Raw genomic sequence first — 20,335 nt, forward strand, 5'->3', positions numbered from 1 at the left:
TGCGCAAAAGGTTGTAAACAGCACCAGATATAGCAGCTCCAACCCAGGGCCACACCTCAGATAGCGGCATCAGCATCGGAAGTTACAACCTTTTGCGCACTATCAACATCTTGGGTTGTAATATACCCCTTGGGGGTATATTATGATCTATAGGAGGTTCTCAATGAAAAAACTCTTCACAACCCTTTCAACACGAATCAAGCTCAGGTTCCAACGGTATCTGGAAAAAATGGCCAAAGAAAATCAGAAACAGTTCGGATCCGGGCGCCTAGACTGCTGTGATGTCCAGCAAAAAACCAACGGTCCGGCAGAGGGCCGCTAATTCTGTCCCGCCAGATCGATGAATCCCCGAATATCTCGGCGGTCCGCATCCTCTTTGCGAATTCCCGCGGAGAGGACCTTATGCAGGCCCCGGGGACCCACCGGACGGCTCACTATGCCGGGGTGATCGGGAATGAGCCAATCGGGCATGACGGTGATCCCCCTGCCCGCTTCCACCAACAGCAGCATCATTTCATGACTGTCTAGCTCCCGGCGCTGGGGAAGGTCTCCGCCGCCGGGGATGAGGAATCGGGTGTAGATGTCCAGCCGGGTAATCTCCACGGGATAGGTGAAGAGCACCTGCCCCGCCAGGTCTTCGGGCTTCAGGGGTTGCTTATGGGCCAGGGGATGGTCCGCAGGTAAAACAAGGCGCAGCTCGTAGGGTTTGAGGTCATAAAAGCTGAGGCTGGCAAGCTCGTAGGGGTCGGGGGTGATGAGCAGATCGATCTTGTGGTGAATCAGCGCCTCCATGGCGGCGAACTGGAAGTCCCGGACTATCCGGGTATCGGTTTTGGGAAACCGGTCGAGGAACCGCCGCAGGCTCCCGAGAAGCCATTGATGGCAGGGGTGGCACTCCACTCCGATGGTCAGGGTGGATGACAGCCCGGACCGCTGATTTTCCAGTTCCTCCTCCAGCTTGGAAAACCGCGGCAGGATCTGCTCTGCGGCCCGGAGGATGGTCCGGCCCGCCCTGGTCAGAACGATACCCCGGCCCTGTTTCTGCCAGACCTGCAGCCCCAGCTGCTCCTCCAGGCGGCGGATGCTGTGGGTCAGGGCGGGCTGGCTCAGGGCGAGGGCTTGGGCGGCCCGGGACAGGGTTCCCTCCCGGGAGAGGGTGTGGAGAATCTCCAGGTGCTGTCGTTCCAGGTAGTTCATATAAGTATTTGTAATGGGTTAATAAAAATAAATCAATATTCATTATCGTTTTACCTGGGTATTATGGGCACCAGGAGGAAAGACATGAGTATTACCCTGCATACCCTGGGGCTGCCGCGGATCGGCAAGGCCCGGGAATTAAAGACCGCCCTGGAAGGCTACTGGAAGGGCGGATTGAGTGAGACAGACCTGGCTGCCACAGCCCGGGAGGTTCGCGGCGAAAACTGGAGGCTGCAGAACCGCCAGGGTATGTCTATGGTCAATGTAGGCGACTTCAGCCTCTACGACCATGTCCTGGACACATCCTTCCTGGTGGGGCATATTGCTCCCCGCTTTGCCGCTGCCCGGGTCGACAGAGAGCTCGACCGCTACTTCGGGGCTGCCCGGGGTTTGGCGGATCAGCATATCGAGCCCGGAGCCATGACCAAATGGTTTGATACCAACTACCACTACATTGTGCCCGAGATCGGTCCGTCGACCCGTTTCGAAGCCCGGCCCGCGGCCCTGGTCGATCAGATCCGGGAGGCCCGAGAGGGGGGCTATACGCCGAAGGTGCAGCTTCTGGGTCCGGTAACCTACCTCTACCTGTCTCGCGGGATAGACGGCTTTCCAGTGCTCTCCGTACTGGAGGATTTGCTTTCAGCCTTTAGGGGGATTCTAACGTCCCTGGCCGAAGAAGGCATCCGGTGGGTCCAGATCGACGAGCCGATCCTGGTGCTGGATACCCTGAACCAAGACTGGCGCCAGGCCCTCGCCCGGAGCTACGCCGTCCTGGGCCGGTCCAGGGCTATCCCCGGGACGGACGAGGCCGCCGGGTCTGACTCCCAAGATACGCCGAAGTTGCTGCTCACAACCTATTTCGAGGATGTGGAGGAAGAGCTGGAAACCCTTCTGGCCCTGCCGGTGGACGGCATTCACCTGGATTACCAGCGGAACAAGGGACTGCTGGACACCGTCCTCGAGGGCCTGGGCCCGGACCGGGTATTGAGTCTGGGGATGGTGGACGGCCGCAGTCCCTGGCGGGAGCATATCCCGGCCCTGGCGGAAGAACTGGCTCCCCTTTACCAAGACCTGGGAGACCGGCTCTGGCTGGCACCCAGCTGCAACCTGCTGCATCTGCCCTGGAGTATTGCCGGGGAGGATCTACCCAGGGAGCTTGAGGGGGTATTGGGCTTTGGGGTTGAAAAGCTTCAGGACCTGTCCGCCCTGGGAGCAGTCTTGGAGGGGCATTCGAATCACCTTGATACCATCCAAAACCGGACTGCCCCCTGGGGTTCGGAAGAGCTGGAGGACTCGGCGGACGACCTGGTTGATCGCCAGGATTCTAGTACCCGGGAGGCGCTCCAGGCTGAGGCCCTCGGTTTGCCCCGGCTGCCCACCACCACCATCGGCTCCTTTCCCCAGACCCGGGAAATCCGGGCCCTGCGCCGGGCATGGACCCGGGGAGAGCTGGGAGCAGCGGACTACCAGGCGGCGATCCGGGATGTAATCCGGGAGAACATACGGATCCAGGAGGAGATCGGCCTGGATGTCTTGGTCCACGGCGAGCCTGAGCGCAGCGATATGGTGAGTTTTTTCGCAGAGCGGTTGGATGGAGTGTGGGCGAGCCGGGGGGGCTGGGTTCAGTCCTACGGAAGCCGCTGTGTGAAGCCTCCGGTCATCTTCAAGCCGGTGTCCCGGAAACCGGATCTGGGTTGGGAGTGGGTGACCTTCGCCCAGAGCCTGACCAAAAAACCGGTGAAGGGCATGCTGACAGGACCGGTTACCATTTTGAAGTGGTCCTTCGCCCCCCCGAATGTGGCGCCCCAGGTTATCGCCAACAACATTGCCCGGGCCCTCCGGGAAGAGGTTTTGGAACTGGAAACCCAGGGTATCGCCATTATTCAGATTGACGAGCCCGCCTTCCGGGAGGTGCTGCCCCTGAAGCGCAGCAGGTGGTCCCAGGCCCTTGACTGGGCGGCCAGGGCCTTCCGTCTGAGCCACAGCGGGGTAAAGAGCGAAACCCAGATCCACAGCCACATGTGTTATTCGGATTTTAACAGCATCTTCCAGGGGATTAAGGCCATGGATGCCGATGTGATCAGCATCGAAACCAGCCGCTCCAAGGGCGAGCTGTTTGCCGAGCTTGCCGAGAAGGGCTATACCCAGGGGCTCGGCCCGGGGGTGTACGACATCCACAGCCCCCTGATTCCCCGAACCGAAGAGATCCGGGAGCGCCTGGAGCGGGCCTTGGCTCACCTTGATCCGGCCAGGCTCTGGGTGAACCCCGACTGCGGTCTGAAAACCCGGACCTGGCAGGAGACCCGGCCGGCCCTGGAGGCCCTGGTTGCCGCCGCCCGGCAGCTCCGGGAGGCCAGGAAACCCCGGCAGGCCTGATTGTAATACCTGGGATCGGGGCTCCTTTGGGGTGCTTGGCTCGGCCCCGGGGTCCCGGGACTAACTATCCGGGAGTGATAGCTCGGGCCCATGGTCCCGGGCCGAGAGGGGCCACCCTGGAAGATTGGGGCCGTGGGGGGCGGCGGGCGGATTTGCCTAACTGGGCCGAGAGGGGCCACCCTGGAAGATCGGGGCCTTGGGGTGCGGCGGGCGGATTCGCAAGACCGGGCCCGTGGGGCACCCGGGAGCCTGGAGCGGCACCCCTCATTTCGAATATCTAGTGGGCAAAGGGTTGTACCATTGCACACCGGCGACACCACCCTTGGGTGGAGTTACCGGCTGCTCCACTATAGGTGGTGTGGTTTACAACCCTTTGCGCACTAGGGTTCTAATACCGCACCACCCTGCTGACGGCCGGGGTGGTGTTTTGGGCTAGAGGTCGGCGATGTAGGGTTCACTGCGCATCCAGGGGGTTTCTACGTCCTGGAGGAAGTAGTTCGGCCAATCATGAGGGCCCTGGGTTGCGGTATTCATGGCCTCTATTCCCCGGCAGAGGGCTTCCAGATCCTCGGGGCGGCGGTGTTCCACCAGGGTATGGATGAGGTCCAGGAGGTTCTCGGGTTTTTCCGGGGCGGACTGGACCTCGGCGAGCATCCACTTATGGTAGGGGTAGAGCAACCTGTTGTGGTTCAGAACGATACGACAGGCGTAGAGCACGACATTCTGTACCGCCGTTGCAATGAGGTAGGGGTTTTGGTGTTTGTTCCCCTCATAGAAGTACCAGCGCCAGGCCTGGAGCTGGGCGTAGAAGCGTTCTGCCAGGGCTGACTGTTGTTCATCGGGAAAGCAGGCGGCCCGGAAAACCAGGGATTCTAGGGCAGAGTCCCGGATTATCAGGGGGAAGCAGTCCTTGAAGGCGTAGCGGCTTGGCTGGTTTCCCTGGCGGGCTACCGTGTCCAAATACACCGGGGTGATGAACTTTCCGTCCACATAGCCGCCCTGGTAGGTGCTCAGGTCGGCGCTGAAAAAAAGCAGGTTGCCGGCCTGCTTTCTGATCTGGTAGTCCTGTTCTGAAATGATGAGGATGATGTCTACGTCTGAGTCGGCTTTGGCGTAGCCGTGGGCCAGAGAACCGCCGACGTAGAGGGCGAGGATTTCCGGATCGTCCTGGAAGCGAGTACGGACATTCGCCAGGGTGGTGCGGTGATGGTCGTATTCTAGGTGGTCGAGGGTCATGGGAGCTCCTGAAAGTGGTATGAATAGAGTGTAGCATGGGTGTTGGCCGGGCATGGGAATCACCATAAAAAAAACCGGTCCGGAGTGAACTTCCGGACCGGCGGAGAGATAAGAACAGCTCAAGGGTCACAGGCACCCTGGGTGATCATTTTTCCCAACGGATGTTGTCCAGGCTGATGCTGTTGGTTGCGCCGGCGCTGTTGCCCGTGGTGGCGTAGCGGTCGGCGATGACGAAGGTAGCGAATACCTGCTCCATGTTGATGGTTGCCGAGGCGTCCTGTCCGTAGGCCGGGGCGGCGCTGGGTACGATGTCGCTGATGGGGATGGATACGGCGTGCCAGACGTTGTCGTTGGCGTAGCCGTAGCTGTTGGATGCGGGATCGATGGTCAGGTACACATCAACGCCCATCTGGTCGGAGGTGTTGCCCGTGAAGAATCCTACCTCGATCTTCCCGGGATAGTCGGTTTTCACGCTGAAGTTCAGGGTTCCCGCCGCTTCAAAATCGCTCAGGTCCACGGGGTCGGTAACACTCAGGGTCATGCCCCAGCCCCAGACCTTGGGTGTAGGGGTGATGATGGCGAAGGTGGCGCCTTCCGGGGGATTCGTTTCGCCGGTGGCCACCGATGCGGTGGTGCCGTTCTCCCAGGCGTTCCAGGTGTTGCTTGAGGCTACCTCGCCATCGGCGGCTTCGGCGTCCCGGTGGAGGATGAAGGTGTCGGCGGTGATTTTAGCTGCATCGGCGGGAGGGTTGTAGTAGACCGCGTCGGCATCGGTGTAGCCGCTGCCGGAGAGGACGTACTTTTCTTCCCGGCTGACATTCCAAAGACCCCAGTTATCGTCGGCCTGCTTCCAGGGTTCGTCAAAGGCTTCGAAGTAGAACATTCCCTTGGGCCGGGTGAATCCGTCTCCCGGGGATGATCCTGCAGCGCCGTAGGCCCAGGCCATCATGTCGGTGAAGTACCGGGCATGGTTAACCGGGTGGGCGGTGTACTGGGCCGAACCTACGGTGGCGCTGGGGACGCTCTGCCATCCGGTTTCGCCGATGACTATGGGGATGTCAATGCCTGCGTCATCCAGGGCGCTGCGGACGGCGGTAAAGTTTGCCTTGGCGTAGGCCAGGGCGGCGTCCATCATGGCGTCTGCCCGCTCGGCTTCGGCGACGGTTTCCTGGCGCCATTGCCAGAGGTTGTAGCCTGCGTCCCAGTAGGCGTAGGTATGGATGGCGGCAAAGTCGACTTCCCGCCAAACCTGGGCGGTATCGTAGCCGCTGCCCATGGCGTAGGGCGCATAGTTGTCGTTCACCGTTACCGGCTGGGTAATTCTTCCCCGGACGTCCCGGATGTAGGCAACCATATCCTTGGGCGGTACGGCCACAAAGGACCAGTCTACCAGGACCTCGTTCCCTACGCTCACCGCCACAACAATATCCTTATTCTCATTGGCCAGGCGTACCGCCTCGTCTATCTGCGCCTGGTTTTGGGACCCGTAGGTGGCATCGGCTCCATAGAGGTAGGCGCCTAACATGACCTTGAGGTCCAGGCTGTTGTCCTTGATGACCTTGATGGTCCTCTGGCCGTGGGTGGAGGTGTCGTAGAGGCGGATGAGTCCGAAGCCCTCGGAAACGAGGAGATTGAGGTCTTCCAGGATCTGGGCCTCGGAGGGGTAGATTTTTTCTCCCGGGCTCTGGCCGGTGCGGTATCCCGAGTAGGCGATGGCCTTCCGGGCCCAGATGGCGTCATCCAGGGGCCTGAGGGTGAAATCCGGATCTGGATTGGGTTGGGGATCGGGATCTTCGTCGACAAAGTTACAGCTTCCGAGGATGAGTAGTAGGCTAATCATCAGCACCCCCGCAATCAGGCCCGAGGCCCGTTTTTTTGTTGTTTTTTTTAATGGGTTCATGGTTTTCTCCTGCAAGAACAGGCTGGGTACCGGGTACCCAGCCTGAACGCCAGTGTTCGTATTGACAGGGTGATCCTGTCAAACACTCTTACTGTGCGACATCAAAATATACATCGGTGATGTATATGGCCGTTTCCGTGAGACCTGCCTGGAAGCGAAGGATTCCCACCTCTGTATTGCTGCCCAGATCGCCGTATCCGGATAGGGGTACGGTTATTTCCGTCCAGCCGTTGCCGAGATCTACCCCGTAGTCCGCAATGGCGTAGGAGATTTCTTCGGTGGTGGCTCCGGGGAATTTAACCGCTACATCGGTCAGCTCGGTACTCTTGAGTTTGAACTTCAGGTTGTCATAGCCGACGGCCGCACCGGTGGAGTACTGGGTAAAGGCGAGGGCGAATCCCGGGGTTCCTGATCCCCAGAGGTTAGAACTGGTGGTTACCTCAATGACGGGGTTGTAGGTGGGATCGTCTGCATAACTTGCATTGAAGGCAGATCCGGAGTCCCAGTGCGCCAGGGTATTGGTAACGTCTACCGTTTCAGTGGTTCCGTAGAGATAGGCATCCTCGGTCGGAGCGGCCACGGTCAGGGTTGCCGGTACATCGGTATCCGCGCTCACCTGAGTAACCGAGCTGAAGCCCACATAGCCGGACATGGACACGCTTACCGGGTATTGCCGGGGCTCAACCGTGAAGGTTGCTACACCTGAGGCGTCAGTGGTGGCCTCCATGTTGGTGTTCAGCTTAACCGTTGCGCCCTCAATGGGGTCGGTGCCGTCATCTACGGTAACAGACAGGCTGTAGGTAGTCAGGGCGGATTCCTGGGGTTTTAGGCTGATGTTGTCCAGATATACCGTAGCAGCCTGACTATTTGAGGATACATTTCCTAACCCGATATTCAGTTTCAGGGTCGGGGTTGCGCCTAAACCAGAGAGATTTACCGTGGCTTCATAGGTGGTCATTTCCGTGCCGAGCAGGAAGTCGAGGTTTGTGGGACTGGCTGCAACCTCGGTCGGCGCAATTTCAATCCTCATATCCCGGGCTACCGATGCACGGGCATCGAAGGACAGGGTGTAGTCACCAGCCTCAGGTACTGAGATACCTTCCTGCCAGAACTGAACACCCCACCAGGCATTCCCTGTAGCAGGTATGATAATTTCCGCCTCGCCGTCAACCACCGACGCGGTGGTATTCCCGGCCTCTGACCAGAGTTCCCAGGAATCGGTTAAGCCTTGGGTGAAGCTTCCGTTGGGGATGATCCCCGTATCAACGGCGGCCACAACCGTTACCGCTGTCGTAGCGGTCTTACCATCGTAGGTGGCGGTGATGGTGGCGGTTCCTTCGGCAACACCGGTAACAACCCCGGCTGCAACGGTAGCGGTGCCCTCGGCGCTGCTGGACCAGGTGACATCGGCAGCGGCTAGGGCTTCCGTCGTTTCGTCATCATAGCTGGCCGTTACGGCAATGGCTGCGCTGTCCTGGCCTACCTCGATGGTGATGGTAGCGGGATCGGCTGCGATGGACTCCAGGGTGGCTTGGGTGTCTGCCGCAGTCACGGTTACCGCCACGGTGGCAGTTTTTTCCTGGTAGGTGGCGGTGATGGTTGCGGAGCCCGGGGCTACTGCGGTTACCACACCCTTGCTAACCGTGGCTATGGCGGAAGCGCTGGTGGACCAGGTTACGTCAGTGGCGGCAACATCCGCAGTGGATGTGTCAGCAAAGGTGGCTTCCACGGCCAGGGCAGGGCTGGTATCGCCTGCTGTCAGTGACAGGGTGGCCGGGGTGACGGCGATGGACTCCAGGGCGGCTGGTAGAATATTGTCGGAACAGCCGCTGAGTATGAGTACCAGCACCAAGATCATTCCATACAGAGCATTTCTGTAAGCCTTCATAAAAACCTCCTCGTACCGGTCTGTTGTTCCTCAGGTCCGGTACACTCTTCTGTTCTCCGCCTGTCGGCGGGCTGCTAATCCGAGGCTGTCCCCGGGGATTGCTTTGCTAATAGCGGGCCGGATCCGGGGCGTCAGGATTGACGCCGGGAGCCGGGCGCTTGTATTCCCATTCGTTAGTAGGTCAAATCCACGTAGAGGGTGAACTTGTTCAGACTGCCCTCTCCGGGTTCATCATCCGCCGAGTAGGTGCCGAAGCTCCGTCCTGAAGCTGCAAGGCCTATCCGGGTCTCGGTGGTCATCATGCTGGGGGTATCGAAGCCGTAGGCGATTTCACCGTGCCACTGGAGGGGATAGGTAATGTTGAACTGACGATGCCATACCTCGGGGCCCCAGGCGCTGAAATCCGCCCCGCCGCCGATGAAGAGGTTGCGGTACCGCATATCCAGGCCGAGGCCGATGAAGTTGACCAGACGTTCGCTTTCCCCGGTACTCTGCTGGGTGCCGATGCGACCGTCGAAGTTGATCTTCAGGCCGGGTAAGGGGTTGCTGTATACCTTTCCAGCCAGGGTCCAGAGACCCGAGGCCTCAGGTAATCCCGAGGGGAAGGCAAACCAGGCGCCGTCGGCGGCCTTGAATACCCCGGCATCGGTGGGACCGGCGTAAAAGGTGTAGAGGAAGGAAAGGGAGGCGGCGATTTTCGCGTTTTCCCGGTCCTGGACGTTCCAGTCGTGGAAGTAGGTGGCGCCTTCGGGGTCGAAGGTGGCGACTACCTCGGCTTCGATGGTTTCGCGGTTCCAGTACACCGCGAAGGGATCGGTGAGATTCGACCGGAGGGTGTAGCTGCCCACGGCGGTCATGGGGTCCACCAGGGGTTTACGCCACCTGAAAATGCCCTCGGCGGTAAAATCACCGTAGATGAATCGGGCGCCGGCGTTGATTTCCCGGCGGTTTCCCGCCCCGGAATCAGCGACCTGGAATCCGGACCGGGGGATCATCGGATTGCCTGCGGCGACCAGCCCGGCTTGAAGGTACTGGGCCCAGATCCTGGTATATCGGATGATGTCCGTACCCAGGCGGACCTTGAAGGCCAGGGTGTCCAGATAATCGATGGTATCTTCGGTTACGGCTATATCCGAACCGTTCACACCACCCCCGGGCTCGTCGGCCGGTCCGGATTGGTAGAAGGTTTCTCCCACGGATTCGGAACCGGAAAACAGCACCCCGGCTTCAGCAAAAAGGTAGGGACCGATGCCTAGACTTCCCGAGAGGCTTGCCCGGCGACCGGGGATCTCCCCGGGGTATGCGTTTTCCCGGGCGGCGAACTCTTCAAGATACATCAGCCCGAAGGAACCGGTGACCCCGTCCCCGGTAAACTCCCGGTAGTAATTTGCTGCTACCAGGGGCAGGGCTCCCCAGTACACCTCGGGTCCGATAGCCAGGCGCAGTCCCTGGAGGGCTTGCTTGCCGTCGAGCTGCAGGCCCAGGGGTGCATCCGAACCGTCCTTATCCATACCCAGGCGATCCCAGGCCTCGGGCATGAGATTGAAGGCATCACCGTGGAGCATCCAGTCCGGTCGTCCCGACCGGTAGTACCCCGTCAGATCGAAGAGATCGTTAGAATAGGTGAATTCTCCTGCATAGAGGTTTATGTGGCCGTCGGTTTCGCCGGTCGTATCGTCGTATCCGAGGTACTTCGGCGCCTCACCCCAGGCAGGGAGGATGGGATTCGCCCAGACCTTGAGGGTGGTGAATCCAGTGAGGTTATCCAGGGGTTGCAGCCCCAGGGTCAGGGTTAACTCCTGGCCGTTGGTGAAGGCCGCATCGGTCATCCAATCTGCGGCGATGGTCTGATCATCCGCAGCGATCCGTCCTTCAACCCGGGCGGTGAAGCCCTGAAGACTGATGGGATTCCATGCCTCTTCTTCCTTAATGCCATTTGCCTCGCCCCGGGCGAGCACCGAACTGCTGGCTGCCGCGGCAAAGTGGTCGGCTACATCGGTGCTGCTGGAATCGTAGAGGGGCAGTTTCCAGAGTTCCTGGAGCAGGTAGTAGGCGGCCCGGGGGATCCGCCGGTGGATGCCGTCGTCCTTGCGCGGGCTCTGAGCGACTATGCCGAACCATTCCTCCTGCATATTGTTAACCCCGGGAACGGCATCATGGGCATAGGCGCCGTTGCTCCAGGTACCCTCGGTGTCATGAACATCCAGGTTCTCGGTCTGGAGGTGTTTCCACCACTCGTCCATCCACTCGAAGACGAATCCTCCGATTACATTCTGGCTCTTACCCTTGCCGTAAGACTGCTGATAGATTTCCCGCCACTGTTCGAAGATGTACCGGGCCTGATTGAACTGGTCTTCTTGCTGGGTAGCAGCGTTCCATGCCTCGGCACCGAGCTCGGTGTAGACGATGGGAACCCCCAGGGATTCGACGCTCTGGTAGAACAGGTCCTGGGCGGCCCCTCCCCGGTAGGTATTGACCCCGAGTACATCCAGGCTGGGTACCAGCTCCTCTATTAAATTCAGGTACTGGATATCCCCGTTGACGATGCCGTAGGGATGGGCGGTGCTGATCTGTTTTGCTTCGGCAATGGCTTCCTCAAACAGGCTGTACAGGTAACCGGCCCGGACCTCGGAGCGCTGGCCTACGGGAAGATCCTGTATTACACCGGAATCCCATTCCAGGCCGTAGTTGTTTTCATTCCCGAAGAGGAACATGAGAACCCCCGGAACGTCCTTGTAAGTTTCTACTACCTCCAGGGTGTCCCGCTTTATAACCTCCCGGCTGTATTTATCCGAGTAGTCTGTCAGGGGGTACCAGATGCCCCGGGCGCTCACCCCGTAACGGCCGAAAAGGGGGTTTACGATGGTGTAGATTCCGTATTGCCGGTAGAAATAGGTTATCCACTTGGGAGGGACATCGGAAAACACCCGGATGGCGTTTACTCCCATGTCCTTCATGAGCCGGGCGTCCCGGTCAATCATTTTTTTGATGATGTCCTCGGGCTGATCCCAGAGGTTGTAGGTGTAGTTTTCCCCGATGGGAATGTAGGACCATACGACCCCCTTGACCTCGAAGGGTTCGCCTTTCACGAACAGCCGTAGACCGCCCTCATCCCGGCGGATCTCGCTTACTACTCCGGCGGAAGAGCCGGCAGCGGGGCTGTCAGCCTGGGCCCAGAGACCGGAACCGAGCAGGAATATACTGATTAGAATTACTATGAGCCGTTTCATTGGGCAGCCTCCTGGGGAAGTACAATCTCGGCATCGCCCCACACCGATGCATCAAAATAGGGGTCGTCCTTTTCGCTCATCCAGTGGATGAGCCGATCGCGTTCACTGGAATCTCCGTCGTTAATCTGGAACTCAACCCGGAGCTTTTGGCCCAGCCTGAGGTCCGAGATGCCTAGCAACGCCAGAGGAATGGCAGCCTCAATGCGGTATCCGTTCTCCCGGAACCGGACCCTGGCATCGGTTTCTTTGGTGAAGTCCACATCGTTGATTGAGAGGGAGTAGACCGCGGGATCGGTCTTGCTGGCCGGTACAACCCGGATATGGTTGTCTGTGGGGGTAAAATCCCGGTGGGGTGTGGTATCGGTACCGATGAAGAATTCCACCGAGTCGTTTCGCCATGCTCCGGCGGGGGGCAGCTTATTTTCGTTGGGTACATCGTCGGTAATGTCCGCATAGAGAAATAGGTTTGCGCCGTCGGTAGCCATGGTAAAGTCTCCCGAGGCATCGGCGGGGATGAATCCGCTGCCGTACACCACCACGTAGGGCTGGGCCGAAACAAGTCCACGCCACTCGGTGAACACGCCGTCTATGGCCACGCCGTCCTCAAGCCAAAAAACCGGAGCGACCTGCCCTACCGGGGGCTCACGGTCTTCCATCTGGCCGCTGACATCGGGCATCCACGGCGGCTCAATGGCCACCTTCGCAGTGGTTGTCCAGCATCCCATGAGCACCAGGGGTAGGACGGCCAGGAGGATTAGGCCTTGGAGAAGTCTGATCCGGCCGTTCCGGGTCCCCGGGGGAATATTTTTGATTGGTATCATAGTGATCTCCCATGTATCTGAACCCGGCGGGAACTGTTTCGCCTCCCCCGGGCTTCTGATCCCGGAAATACGGTGTTCCGGGGGAGGACGAATGATTTTAGTTGGTTTCCGCCCTCAACTAACATCATAAATCCGTATTGTTTATGTCGTCAACAAACAATTTTCTTTTTTTCAGGGAAACCGGAAATGAAAGTTCTTTCATCTGTACATCAGCTCCCGGCAGCCCAGGGATTAGTCCTCCCAGGGGCTGATACTGGTTCGTAGGTAGAAGAACAGCCGAAGGATTAATAATGCCCCCGGGGGGGATGGGCCAAAAAGCCGGGACTGGGTGTGGTTCGGGACTGGGTGTGGTTCGGGACTGGGTGTGGTTCGGGACTGGGGCGGGGGCGTTACGGGGGCGGCGAGCCCCCGTAGAGGGGGCAGCGCAGGCCGGGTACCGGCCGGAGCGAGGGGGAGACTTCCCCCCTTGGAAACAGGGTATGGAGGAATCCCGGGGTGGTCCGGGTCAGCAGGGGGGCGCTGAGGTTGGGGGAGCCGGGGTTATTCCAGGACGGTTTTTAACAGGTCGAATCCACAGGCGTAGGCTTGCTGGGTGTTGCTGATGGTGGGGACGCTGAAGAGTCGTTCGATGAACATGCAAGCGGCGCCGAAGGCTACGGTTTCCCGGCCGAGGTCGGTGAAGCGGACTTCGCAGGCTGCGGGGGTATCGTAGGACCAGTTTTCTTGGATTTTGTCCTGAAGGATTTTGGAGAGGTTTTCCCGGTGGGGGGAGAGGTCGCCCAGGATGATGACCTGGCTGAGGTTAAAGGTGTTCACCAGGAGGGACAGGTTGATGGCCAGCTCCTCGAAGGTTTTGACCAGTACCGCCTCGTCGGAGACCATCTTTGCGGCTTCTTCGTCGGAGATGGAGAACTGGGTGGAATGGAAGGTCTTGCAGAAGACACTCTGAAATTCCCCGGCGGAGAAGTTTTTTCCATAGTGGACGTGTTTATTGAGTACGATTCCCAAGCCTACCCCGATGCCCTGGAGGGGCGCGCCGCTTATCCGGGTGCGCCGCAACTCCACCAGAACAGACAGGAAATTCTCCGCAGCCTCCAGCTTATCCTTGAACAGCTCGCCCCAGCAGCAGGAGTTGGCGTCGTTCTCCACCAGAACCGGGACGTCAAAATACCGGGTAATGATGGGTTTAAGGTCCAAGGTTTCGTCTATATTAAGGGGATTCGAACGCAGGATGATTCCCTGGAAGGGATCGATAATTCCCGGCAGGGTGACTACAACTCCCATGGGTTTCATGGGCAGCTCCGCGCACCGAGCGGTCAGGCGCTGCATGGCCTGCTCGATAACCTGCTGAAGGCTGGTATTCTCCTCGGTAAGGGTTTCCGAGAGGGTAAAGAGGATGGATCCGTCGATGGTAACCCCCACGGCGAACCAGCGGTCGGTTTGTACCTCCATGCCGATGACAAAGCCAATCTTGTTGTTCAGCTGAAGAAAATCCGGCCGGCGCCCGCCCCGGGGGGTGGAGACTCCCTTATCGGCGGGTTCAACGATATTATAATCGTCCAGGGTGTACATGATTTTAGAGACCGTGGAGCGGTCCAGGCCGATCTGCCGGGATATCTCGATCCGGCTGATGGGCTGCTGGTGGTAGAGGCAGTTGAGAACCCGGGAAATGTTGAAGCTGGAAACTTTATCGATGGTCATAGTTCTTGCATGCATTATTGGTGGCATCGCCAGTGTTGTCAATGAAGAAAGCCCCTTCCCGCCCAGTTATGTCCCCGGCGGATCAATAAAGCATCGGGCGCACGGGGTTGTCCGCTATGCCTGGTAGTAGGAGCCCCGTCTAGAACCCAGCCCAGGGATGGCGTCGCCGGCATGAACGGTTCCACCCGTTAGGGCACGAAAAAGTGTGAAAAAAAGTGATCCGTTTAAGGTTGGTTTAAGGTTCTCCAGCGGATAATCACCCTAAGAAACCAACCCAAAGGAGATTAGGATGAAAAAAACACTAGGGGTTATTGCAGTATTACTGCTGCTTGTGGGCCTGCTTGCAGGCTGTGACGGTATGGTTATCATCGGAAACGATCTGGCTGGTCATACCTGGGAAGGAAGAGTGGATGTGTTAGGGCTTGCCGGTGCTGACTACGAACTTCGGTTCTTGACCGCATCTACCGGTGAGTACTGGGAGCAGGTTGACGTACTGGGCGGACTCGGTGTTGCGCAGGCAGAAACCACCGATTTTACCTACGAGTTTGATCCCATTGAAATGACCGGTTCCATCGATTTTTCTGATGGTGATTACTGGACCTTCAAAATCGAAACCAACAACGACTTGACATGGACCGACAGCGGTTACAACTACACCGCAACCTATAAGTAATAGGTACCGGGGTTCTGTAACCACAGGTTTACAGGCCGAACCGAGCCAATTGTAAATGAATGTGGCGATTGGTTTTGAATTTCGAAGGGGGTGTGCTCCAGAAGCGCACCCCTTTTTTATAGGGAAGGGCCACGGAGCATTCTATAAGTCCACCCATGGGTGGTGTCGCCGGGGTGCAATGGTACAACCTTTTGCGCACTATATACTGTTCAGACGTAGACTCCTCGCATAGATGGCGTTTTACATGACCTACAAGATACCGATAGGGTGCCTGGAGCTACTGACCTGGTGTAAATACCCGTACAGAACTGATGAGAATTGCCGGTCTTGGTGTGTATCGGTGGAAGGCTCTTTTCTACTCACAAAAAAACCCACCCGGCACCGTGGTACCGGATGGGCAGGGAATGTAGACCCCGGCTGTAGAGAAGCCGGGGCAGTAGAATTACCCTGTAATCCGCCGCTTAGTCATTCACGTATTCGATGGAGATGGCGGTAATGGTGATGGAGGTTTTGCTGTCCGCCCGGAGCTGGATGAAGGCGTTGGCCAGGGACTCGCTGTTCTGCTCGAAGTAGACAGGATCGATGAGGTATTCGACGGTTCCCCCGGCCTCGCTCAGGGCTGCGTCGGGACTTAGGATGGGGGAGATTTTGTCGACCGGGGGATCGGCTAACTCGTCTGCCGCCCGGTAGAGCACCGATTTAGATTCGCTGGTGGTATTGTTGTTCAGGTAGAACCGGAATCCGTCGGTTTTTCCGTCCGTGTTGGAGTAGGCCGAGTAGGTAAGGACGATTTTCGCCGTACTGGTGAAATTAAACTCCCCGTCATCTACATTGACATCCGCGGCGGTAGCCAGGGTGGTGTCCAGGGTGGCGCTTCCGATGTTAAACCGGCCGTCGCTGAGGATGAAGCTGCCGTCGACTTCCGGGGTTTTTGAGCCGCCCCGGCTGACCATGGTCTTTCCGTCGAAGGTTACCGCACCGCTGGTCATATCGAAGTGGGGGCCTGCGGAATTCCAGTTCCAGATGAGGGTCTCTGATTCGGTAACGGTTACGGTTACGCTCTGGGAGGCGCCGCCGGCGTCGGTGGCTGTAGCGGTGATGGAGGCGGTTCCCAGGGATATACCGGTGACAACCCCGGTTTCGGCATCCACACTGGCGATGGTGGGTGCGTCGGATGACCAGGTGACGCTTTGGTCGGTGGCGTTATCCGGGCTTGCAGTGGCGGTCAGGGTTGTGGTCAGCCCCTTCATGACCGAGGTTTCACCCGAGATCGTCAGGGAGTCCACCAGGATTGTCTCTGCAGAGATGTTCAGATCGTAGGTGTCGATAAATCCCTTGTCCACGGTGGTTACGGTAATGACCGCGGTTCCCGCACCCTGGACGGTCACCAGGCCGGTCCCGGAAACCGTGGCAACAGCTTCATCGCTGGAGGACCAGGTTACCCCGGTGTTGTCGGCGTGCTCCGGAGAGACCGCGGCGGTCAGCTGGATGGTATCTGCCTGAGCGGCCTCCAGGGAGTTTTGGTAGTCATAGGTGTCGTTGGCGTTGACCGCGGGGCCGTCTATGGCAACCCCGGATACAGCCACAGGGCTGGAGGCAATTTCCTGGGTTTCGAACTCCAGGGTCTGGTTTTCTCCGCTGCCGGTGTAGATTTTAATGTTCGAAAACGTAACATCGGCGCCGTTGGCGGTGAGTCCCAGGTAGACGGGGGCCGTGCCGGTGAGTTTATCCGAGAGCTCAGCGGCGCTGAGGCTGCCCGCGGCGACCTCCGAGGCGTCCTTACTGGCCAAAATGCGGAAGCTGTAGCCGTCGGCGGTCCGGGAGACCTCCAGGATCCGTTCCACCTGCCAGGCATCGTCGGTCTGGGCAAGGTTGGGGCTTCCGGCGCTGTTGGTACCCAGGGATCCGGTGTAATAGGGCCGCACATCCCCCCGGGTCCGGTAGAACATGGCAGCCAGGGCGGTGGCATCTCCGAATTCGCCTGAGGCGGTTTCAGCGTAGGCGCCAAGGGTGACGCCCCGGTTGGAGGAAATGGGTCCGAAGGGCTCGTTGATGTGCACCCGGGCCTGAATGGTGAACTCACCGGTTACCGGGGTTTTAAAGAGGATGAAGCTGTTCTTGGTGAGGGTATCCTTGACCATGCCGTCCTCGGAGGTGTTCACCAGGGTCAGGGCATAGTTCAGCAGACCCGGCAGTTCTGGGGTGGTTCCCTCCCCTACCGAGGCCTGGTTGTATAGGAAAAAGTCATCGGCGATGCTTTGGACTCCCCCGGCGGCAACAACCTGGACGGTTGCCTGGGCCTTAATACTGGGATCCTTGGTGGAAGCCAGGGTAATGGTTGCCGTTCCCTCTTTTTTAGGGGTTACTAATCCCGTTTCGTTCACCGTGGCAACGGTCTGGTCGGAGCTCGTCCAGGTTATGCCCGAGGTAGCGTCTTCGGGGGTAACCGTGTAGGTTAATTGCAGGGTTTTTCCCATCTCCAGGGTAAGGGTTCCGCTGGCGGTGATGGATACCGCCGTCACGTCCTTTACAAGGTCGCCGGGATCGTCCCCCCCGGGATCCGGGCCGACCCCCGGGCAGGCGGTGAGCAGAGCAGCGACTGCCAATACGAGCACTGCAAAACGTCCGTTCTTCTTCATTGTATTCTCCTTTCTTCCGCCAGGCCGGGCCCGGCGGCTATTCGTATAGTTCGTACGCACCCACCGGGGTGGCGACCGCACCGGTTCTCAGCCGGAGGAACTCCCCCAGATCGAAGGTGCCGTCGCTGTTCCGGCGGATGAAGCCCTGCTGACCGGCGGCCGCCCGTTGGGAGCGGTCTTCGGTCCAGAGAGGGACCTGGGTATCCAGGACGTCGGAGACCGTCAGGGTGGTGCCGTTGATGTTCTGGGTGGCGGTGCCCCGGGTGGAGCCCGTCCCCTCGCCGTACCAGGCGAAGCCGTCGACGGGGTACCGCAGATACACCTTGTCCTCCCTGCGGTTGGTGCCGTCCTCCTCGGTAGGATCGCTGTAGAGGGAGAGCAGCCCCTCTATGGTGGCGGCCAATCCCCGGACGTTGTTTGAACCGTCGTAGATGGTAAAATTCCGGCTGTCAGCTCCTACCTTGATGCTGAACTCCCCGCCGTTGTCGAAGGAGGTGACATGGTCCAGTTGGATGGCGGGATTCGAATTGCTGGTGAATCCGTGGGCCCCGTTCTGGAAGGCCAGGGAATGGGATACCTGGTGGGGGACTGCCAGGCCCTCGCCTCCGAGCTTGAAACCGTTGCGCCCTGCCTGGGTTTTGGTTCCGTCCATGAGGATGCCGTTGCGGTAGGCAATGCAGTACTGGATGACAACAGGCTGAATGGCTCCAGTTTCTTTCTTGGTAAACAGGTCCCAGCCGTCATCACCGTTGTTGTGGGCGATGCACCATTCAAAGCGGTTTCCCTCCCCCACGGTGAGCTTGGCGGCGAACCCGTCGGCATCGGTCTGGGCCGCATCTTTGTTGTTATAGGATTCGCTGTAGCGGATGGTATTGTTCCGGGGCCACATGCTCTTGGGTTCCGCACTGCGGCCGCTGATTTGAAGGCCGGTATCGCCGTGGTTGTAGGTTTGGACCCACTCCACCAGGTTGTTGCTGCCCATGACAACGAATCCTTTAACCTTGTCCGGGGTGTTGCGGATATGAATACCCGAGATTTCCCAGTAGTTGCCCCCAAGAACAGCCCCGGTAGCCTGAATATTCTTCTGAAAGTCGACGAACACCCTGTCCCGGGTCTCAGCCTCAATTCGTTTGGGGCTGCCGTACCGGCCGTTGTTGTACCGGGGTATTTCCAGGGACCGCAGGTTGTAGGTTCCCTCGGTCATGATGATGGTCTGGCCGGGCAGCACAAAACTAATGGCGGTTTGGATATCCAGAGGGCTTGCCTGGGTACCGTGGTTGTACCGGCTCCCCCCGGGAGAAACGTAGATGGGGGTTGAGACGGAGCCATAACTTCGGCGTTCCACCGTTAGGGTTTTGCTGATGGGCTGGACATCCGACAGGGCGTAATCCTGCTCAACCTCGGGGTAGAACATGACCTGAAAGGTGGTGTCTCCGGGTTCAAGCTGGTATACCGGCACCTCAAAGAGCATGAAGGGCTCCACGGCCGCGCTGGTGGGTTCGGTCATCCAGGTTCCCGGGGCGTACTCGGCGCCCTCGACCATGATTCCGTTCTGGCGCAGGCTGATGTAGCCCCGTACATTGGACCGGGCATAGAGGGTGTACTGACCGTCCGAATTGGTCCGGGGGGAGAGGACGGAGAATTCCGGGGTAAAGATTTCCGGTTCGGGCTGCTCCCGGGGTGCATCCTGGGATGCCAGGGATTCCGAATAGGAGATGTTGGAAACCAGGATGTCCGCCGATCGGGCCGCAAAGAGGCCGACATAGAAGTAATCCTCCTGAATGACCGAGAGCACATCCGGTTCGGGGATGAAGTATTCCTGGAAGCTCCCCTTACCCGGGGGCGGATGGATGGTCGAGATGAAACCGTTGTTGTTCTTCTCCAGAGTGAGGCGGTACACCAGGCCCTTGCTGGGGAAGTCGGGCCGGTCTTCCAGGGTCGGATAGGGGGAATAATCGGTGAGCTCCTCGGGCCACCACTGAATCCGGGACTGGGAGGCGTCGCTGAGGGTCTGGGGATCGGTAATAACATCCCTACCCCCGGTGACGCCGCTTCGAACCGCCGCCCGGACTCCCCGCTTTATCCCCCCGAGCATGACCATGTTCCCCGAGCCCCCGGTGGATCCGGCCCGGTACTCCGCCGCGCCCTGCAGGTCCGCCATGGTCGCCCCGGGGTACTGGGGCACGTAATCCCGGGCCATGAGGCCGAAGCCCTCCTGGCCGTTGGAGGTGGTTTCCCCGGAGGTCCCTACCCCGCCGAAATGGAGGATTTCCACATCCGCGGAAAGCTTGAAGTTCTTGTCCGTGCCGACCTCCCGGAAGAGAAAGGTGATTCCATCCTCGCTGCCGGCAATTTTTCCGGCATTGTTGTTGTCGTTCCGGGCGTAGAGCCGGACGGTCTCATCGTCGTTTACGGTGACGAAGTTCTCGGTTATGTCCCCGGTGCTTGTACCGAAGACCAGCCGGTGGGCATCCTCGAGGAAATCAATCTCCTGGCTGGAGGAGGGATTGTACTCACTGTATATTTCGCAGCCCGGGGCTAGCAGGATGCTTCCCAACAGGAGTAGAACCGCGAGAACCCGCCGGCTTTCAGCCCGCCGGGATTTGAGCACCCCGGCATGAGAATCCCCTGGACTAGTCGTTAAAACCTGCCTGCGCTTCATAGCTACCTCCAT

At 59.1% G+C, this 20,335-nt stretch carries 12 protein-coding genes; 3 read left to right on the top strand and 9 right to left on the bottom strand.

Annotated features, from left to right (window positions below; translation table 11 throughout):
* Positions 1–163 precede the first annotated feature (163 nt).
* Positions 164–322, top strand: coding sequence for an LDCC motif putative metal-binding protein (locus tag DC28_RS16610; protein ID WP_193382277.1), 159 nt, complete (start codon positions 164–166; stop codon positions 320–322).
* Here the strand turns inward: DC28_RS16610 and DC28_RS05600 are convergent.
* Entirely contained in the window at positions 319–1,197 is an 879-nt protein-coding gene (locus DC28_RS05600; protein ID WP_037546746.1) for a LysR family transcriptional regulator, read from the bottom strand. The two genes, DC28_RS16610 and DC28_RS05600, sit on opposite strands and share 4 nt — an antisense overlap.
* A gap of 84 nt (positions 1,198–1,281) precedes the next feature.
* Between DC28_RS05600 and metE the strand changes: the two genes are divergently transcribed.
* Positions 1,282–3,573: a 5-methyltetrahydropteroyltriglutamate--homocysteine S-methyltransferase gene (metE, locus tag DC28_RS05605; RefSeq protein WP_037546748.1), complete on the top strand. Its 2,292-nt coding sequence runs from the start codon at positions 1,282–1,284 to the stop codon at positions 3,571–3,573.
* Positions 3,574–4,005: 432 nt separating this feature from the next.
* Here metE and DC28_RS05610 read toward each other — a convergent pair whose 3' ends face one another.
* From DC28_RS05610 to DC28_RS05640, 6 genes are all read right to left on the bottom strand, one after another.
* Positions 4,006–4,809 carry a nucleotidyltransferase domain-containing protein gene (locus DC28_RS05610; RefSeq protein WP_037546751.1) on the bottom strand — a complete coding sequence of 268 codons (804 nt, stop codon included), beginning with the start codon at positions 4,807–4,809 and terminating at the stop codon, positions 4,006–4,008.
* 145 nt (positions 4,810–4,954) lie between these two features.
* Positions 4,955–6,709 carry a glycoside hydrolase family 17 protein gene (locus DC28_RS05615; RefSeq protein ID WP_037546754.1) on the bottom strand — a complete coding sequence of 585 codons (1,755 nt, stop codon included), beginning with the start codon at positions 6,707–6,709 and terminating at the stop codon, positions 4,955–4,957.
* 88 nt (positions 6,710–6,797) lie between these two features.
* The gene (locus DC28_RS15340) at positions 6,798–8,597 is read right to left on the bottom strand and encodes an Ig-like domain-containing protein (RefSeq protein WP_052078512.1); all 1,800 of its coding nucleotides are present in this window, start codon (positions 8,595–8,597) and stop codon (positions 6,798–6,800) included.
* 173 nt (positions 8,598–8,770) lie between these two features.
* Entirely contained in the window at positions 8,771–11,827 is a 3,057-nt protein-coding gene (locus DC28_RS05630) for a hypothetical protein (protein WP_037546757.1), read from the bottom strand.
* Positions 11,824–12,648 carry a sugar-binding protein gene (locus tag DC28_RS05635; RefSeq protein ID WP_037546759.1) on the bottom strand — a complete coding sequence of 275 codons (825 nt, stop codon included), beginning with the start codon at positions 12,646–12,648 and terminating at the stop codon, positions 11,824–11,826. The genes DC28_RS05630 and DC28_RS05635 overlap by 4 nt, the downstream gene beginning before the upstream one ends.
* 540 nt (positions 12,649–13,188) lie before the next feature.
* Positions 13,189–14,349 (bottom strand): ROK family transcriptional regulator, encoded by a 1,161-nt coding sequence (locus DC28_RS05640; protein WP_037546762.1) that lies wholly within the window; start codon positions 14,347–14,349, stop codon positions 13,189–13,191.
* A 289-nt stretch (positions 14,350–14,638) separates the two neighbouring features.
* Here DC28_RS05640 and DC28_RS05645 point away from each other — a divergent pair, with 289 nt between their 5' ends.
* Positions 14,639–15,022: a hypothetical protein gene (locus DC28_RS05645; protein ID WP_037546764.1), complete on the top strand. Its 384-nt coding sequence runs from the start codon at positions 14,639–14,641 to the stop codon at positions 15,020–15,022.
* A gap of 461 nt (positions 15,023–15,483) precedes the next feature.
* On the opposite strand, the gene DC28_RS15345 is transcribed toward DC28_RS05645, so the two are convergent.
* Positions 15,484–17,661 carry an Ig-like domain-containing protein gene (locus DC28_RS15345; protein WP_052078513.1) on the bottom strand — a complete coding sequence of 726 codons (2,178 nt, stop codon included), beginning with the start codon at positions 17,659–17,661 and terminating at the stop codon, positions 15,484–15,486.
* 37 nt (positions 17,662–17,698) lie between these two features.
* On the bottom strand, positions 17,699–20,323 hold the full coding sequence (locus DC28_RS05655) for a right-handed parallel beta-helix repeat-containing protein (RefSeq protein WP_052078514.1): 2,625 nt from the start codon (positions 20,321–20,323) through the stop codon (positions 17,699–17,701).
* Positions 20,324–20,335 lie beyond the last annotated feature (12 nt).

This window comes from Spirochaeta lutea, from assembly GCF_000758165.1.
Lineage (GTDB): Bacteria > Spirochaetota > Spirochaetia > DSM-27196 > Salinispiraceae > Spirochaeta_D > Spirochaeta_D lutea.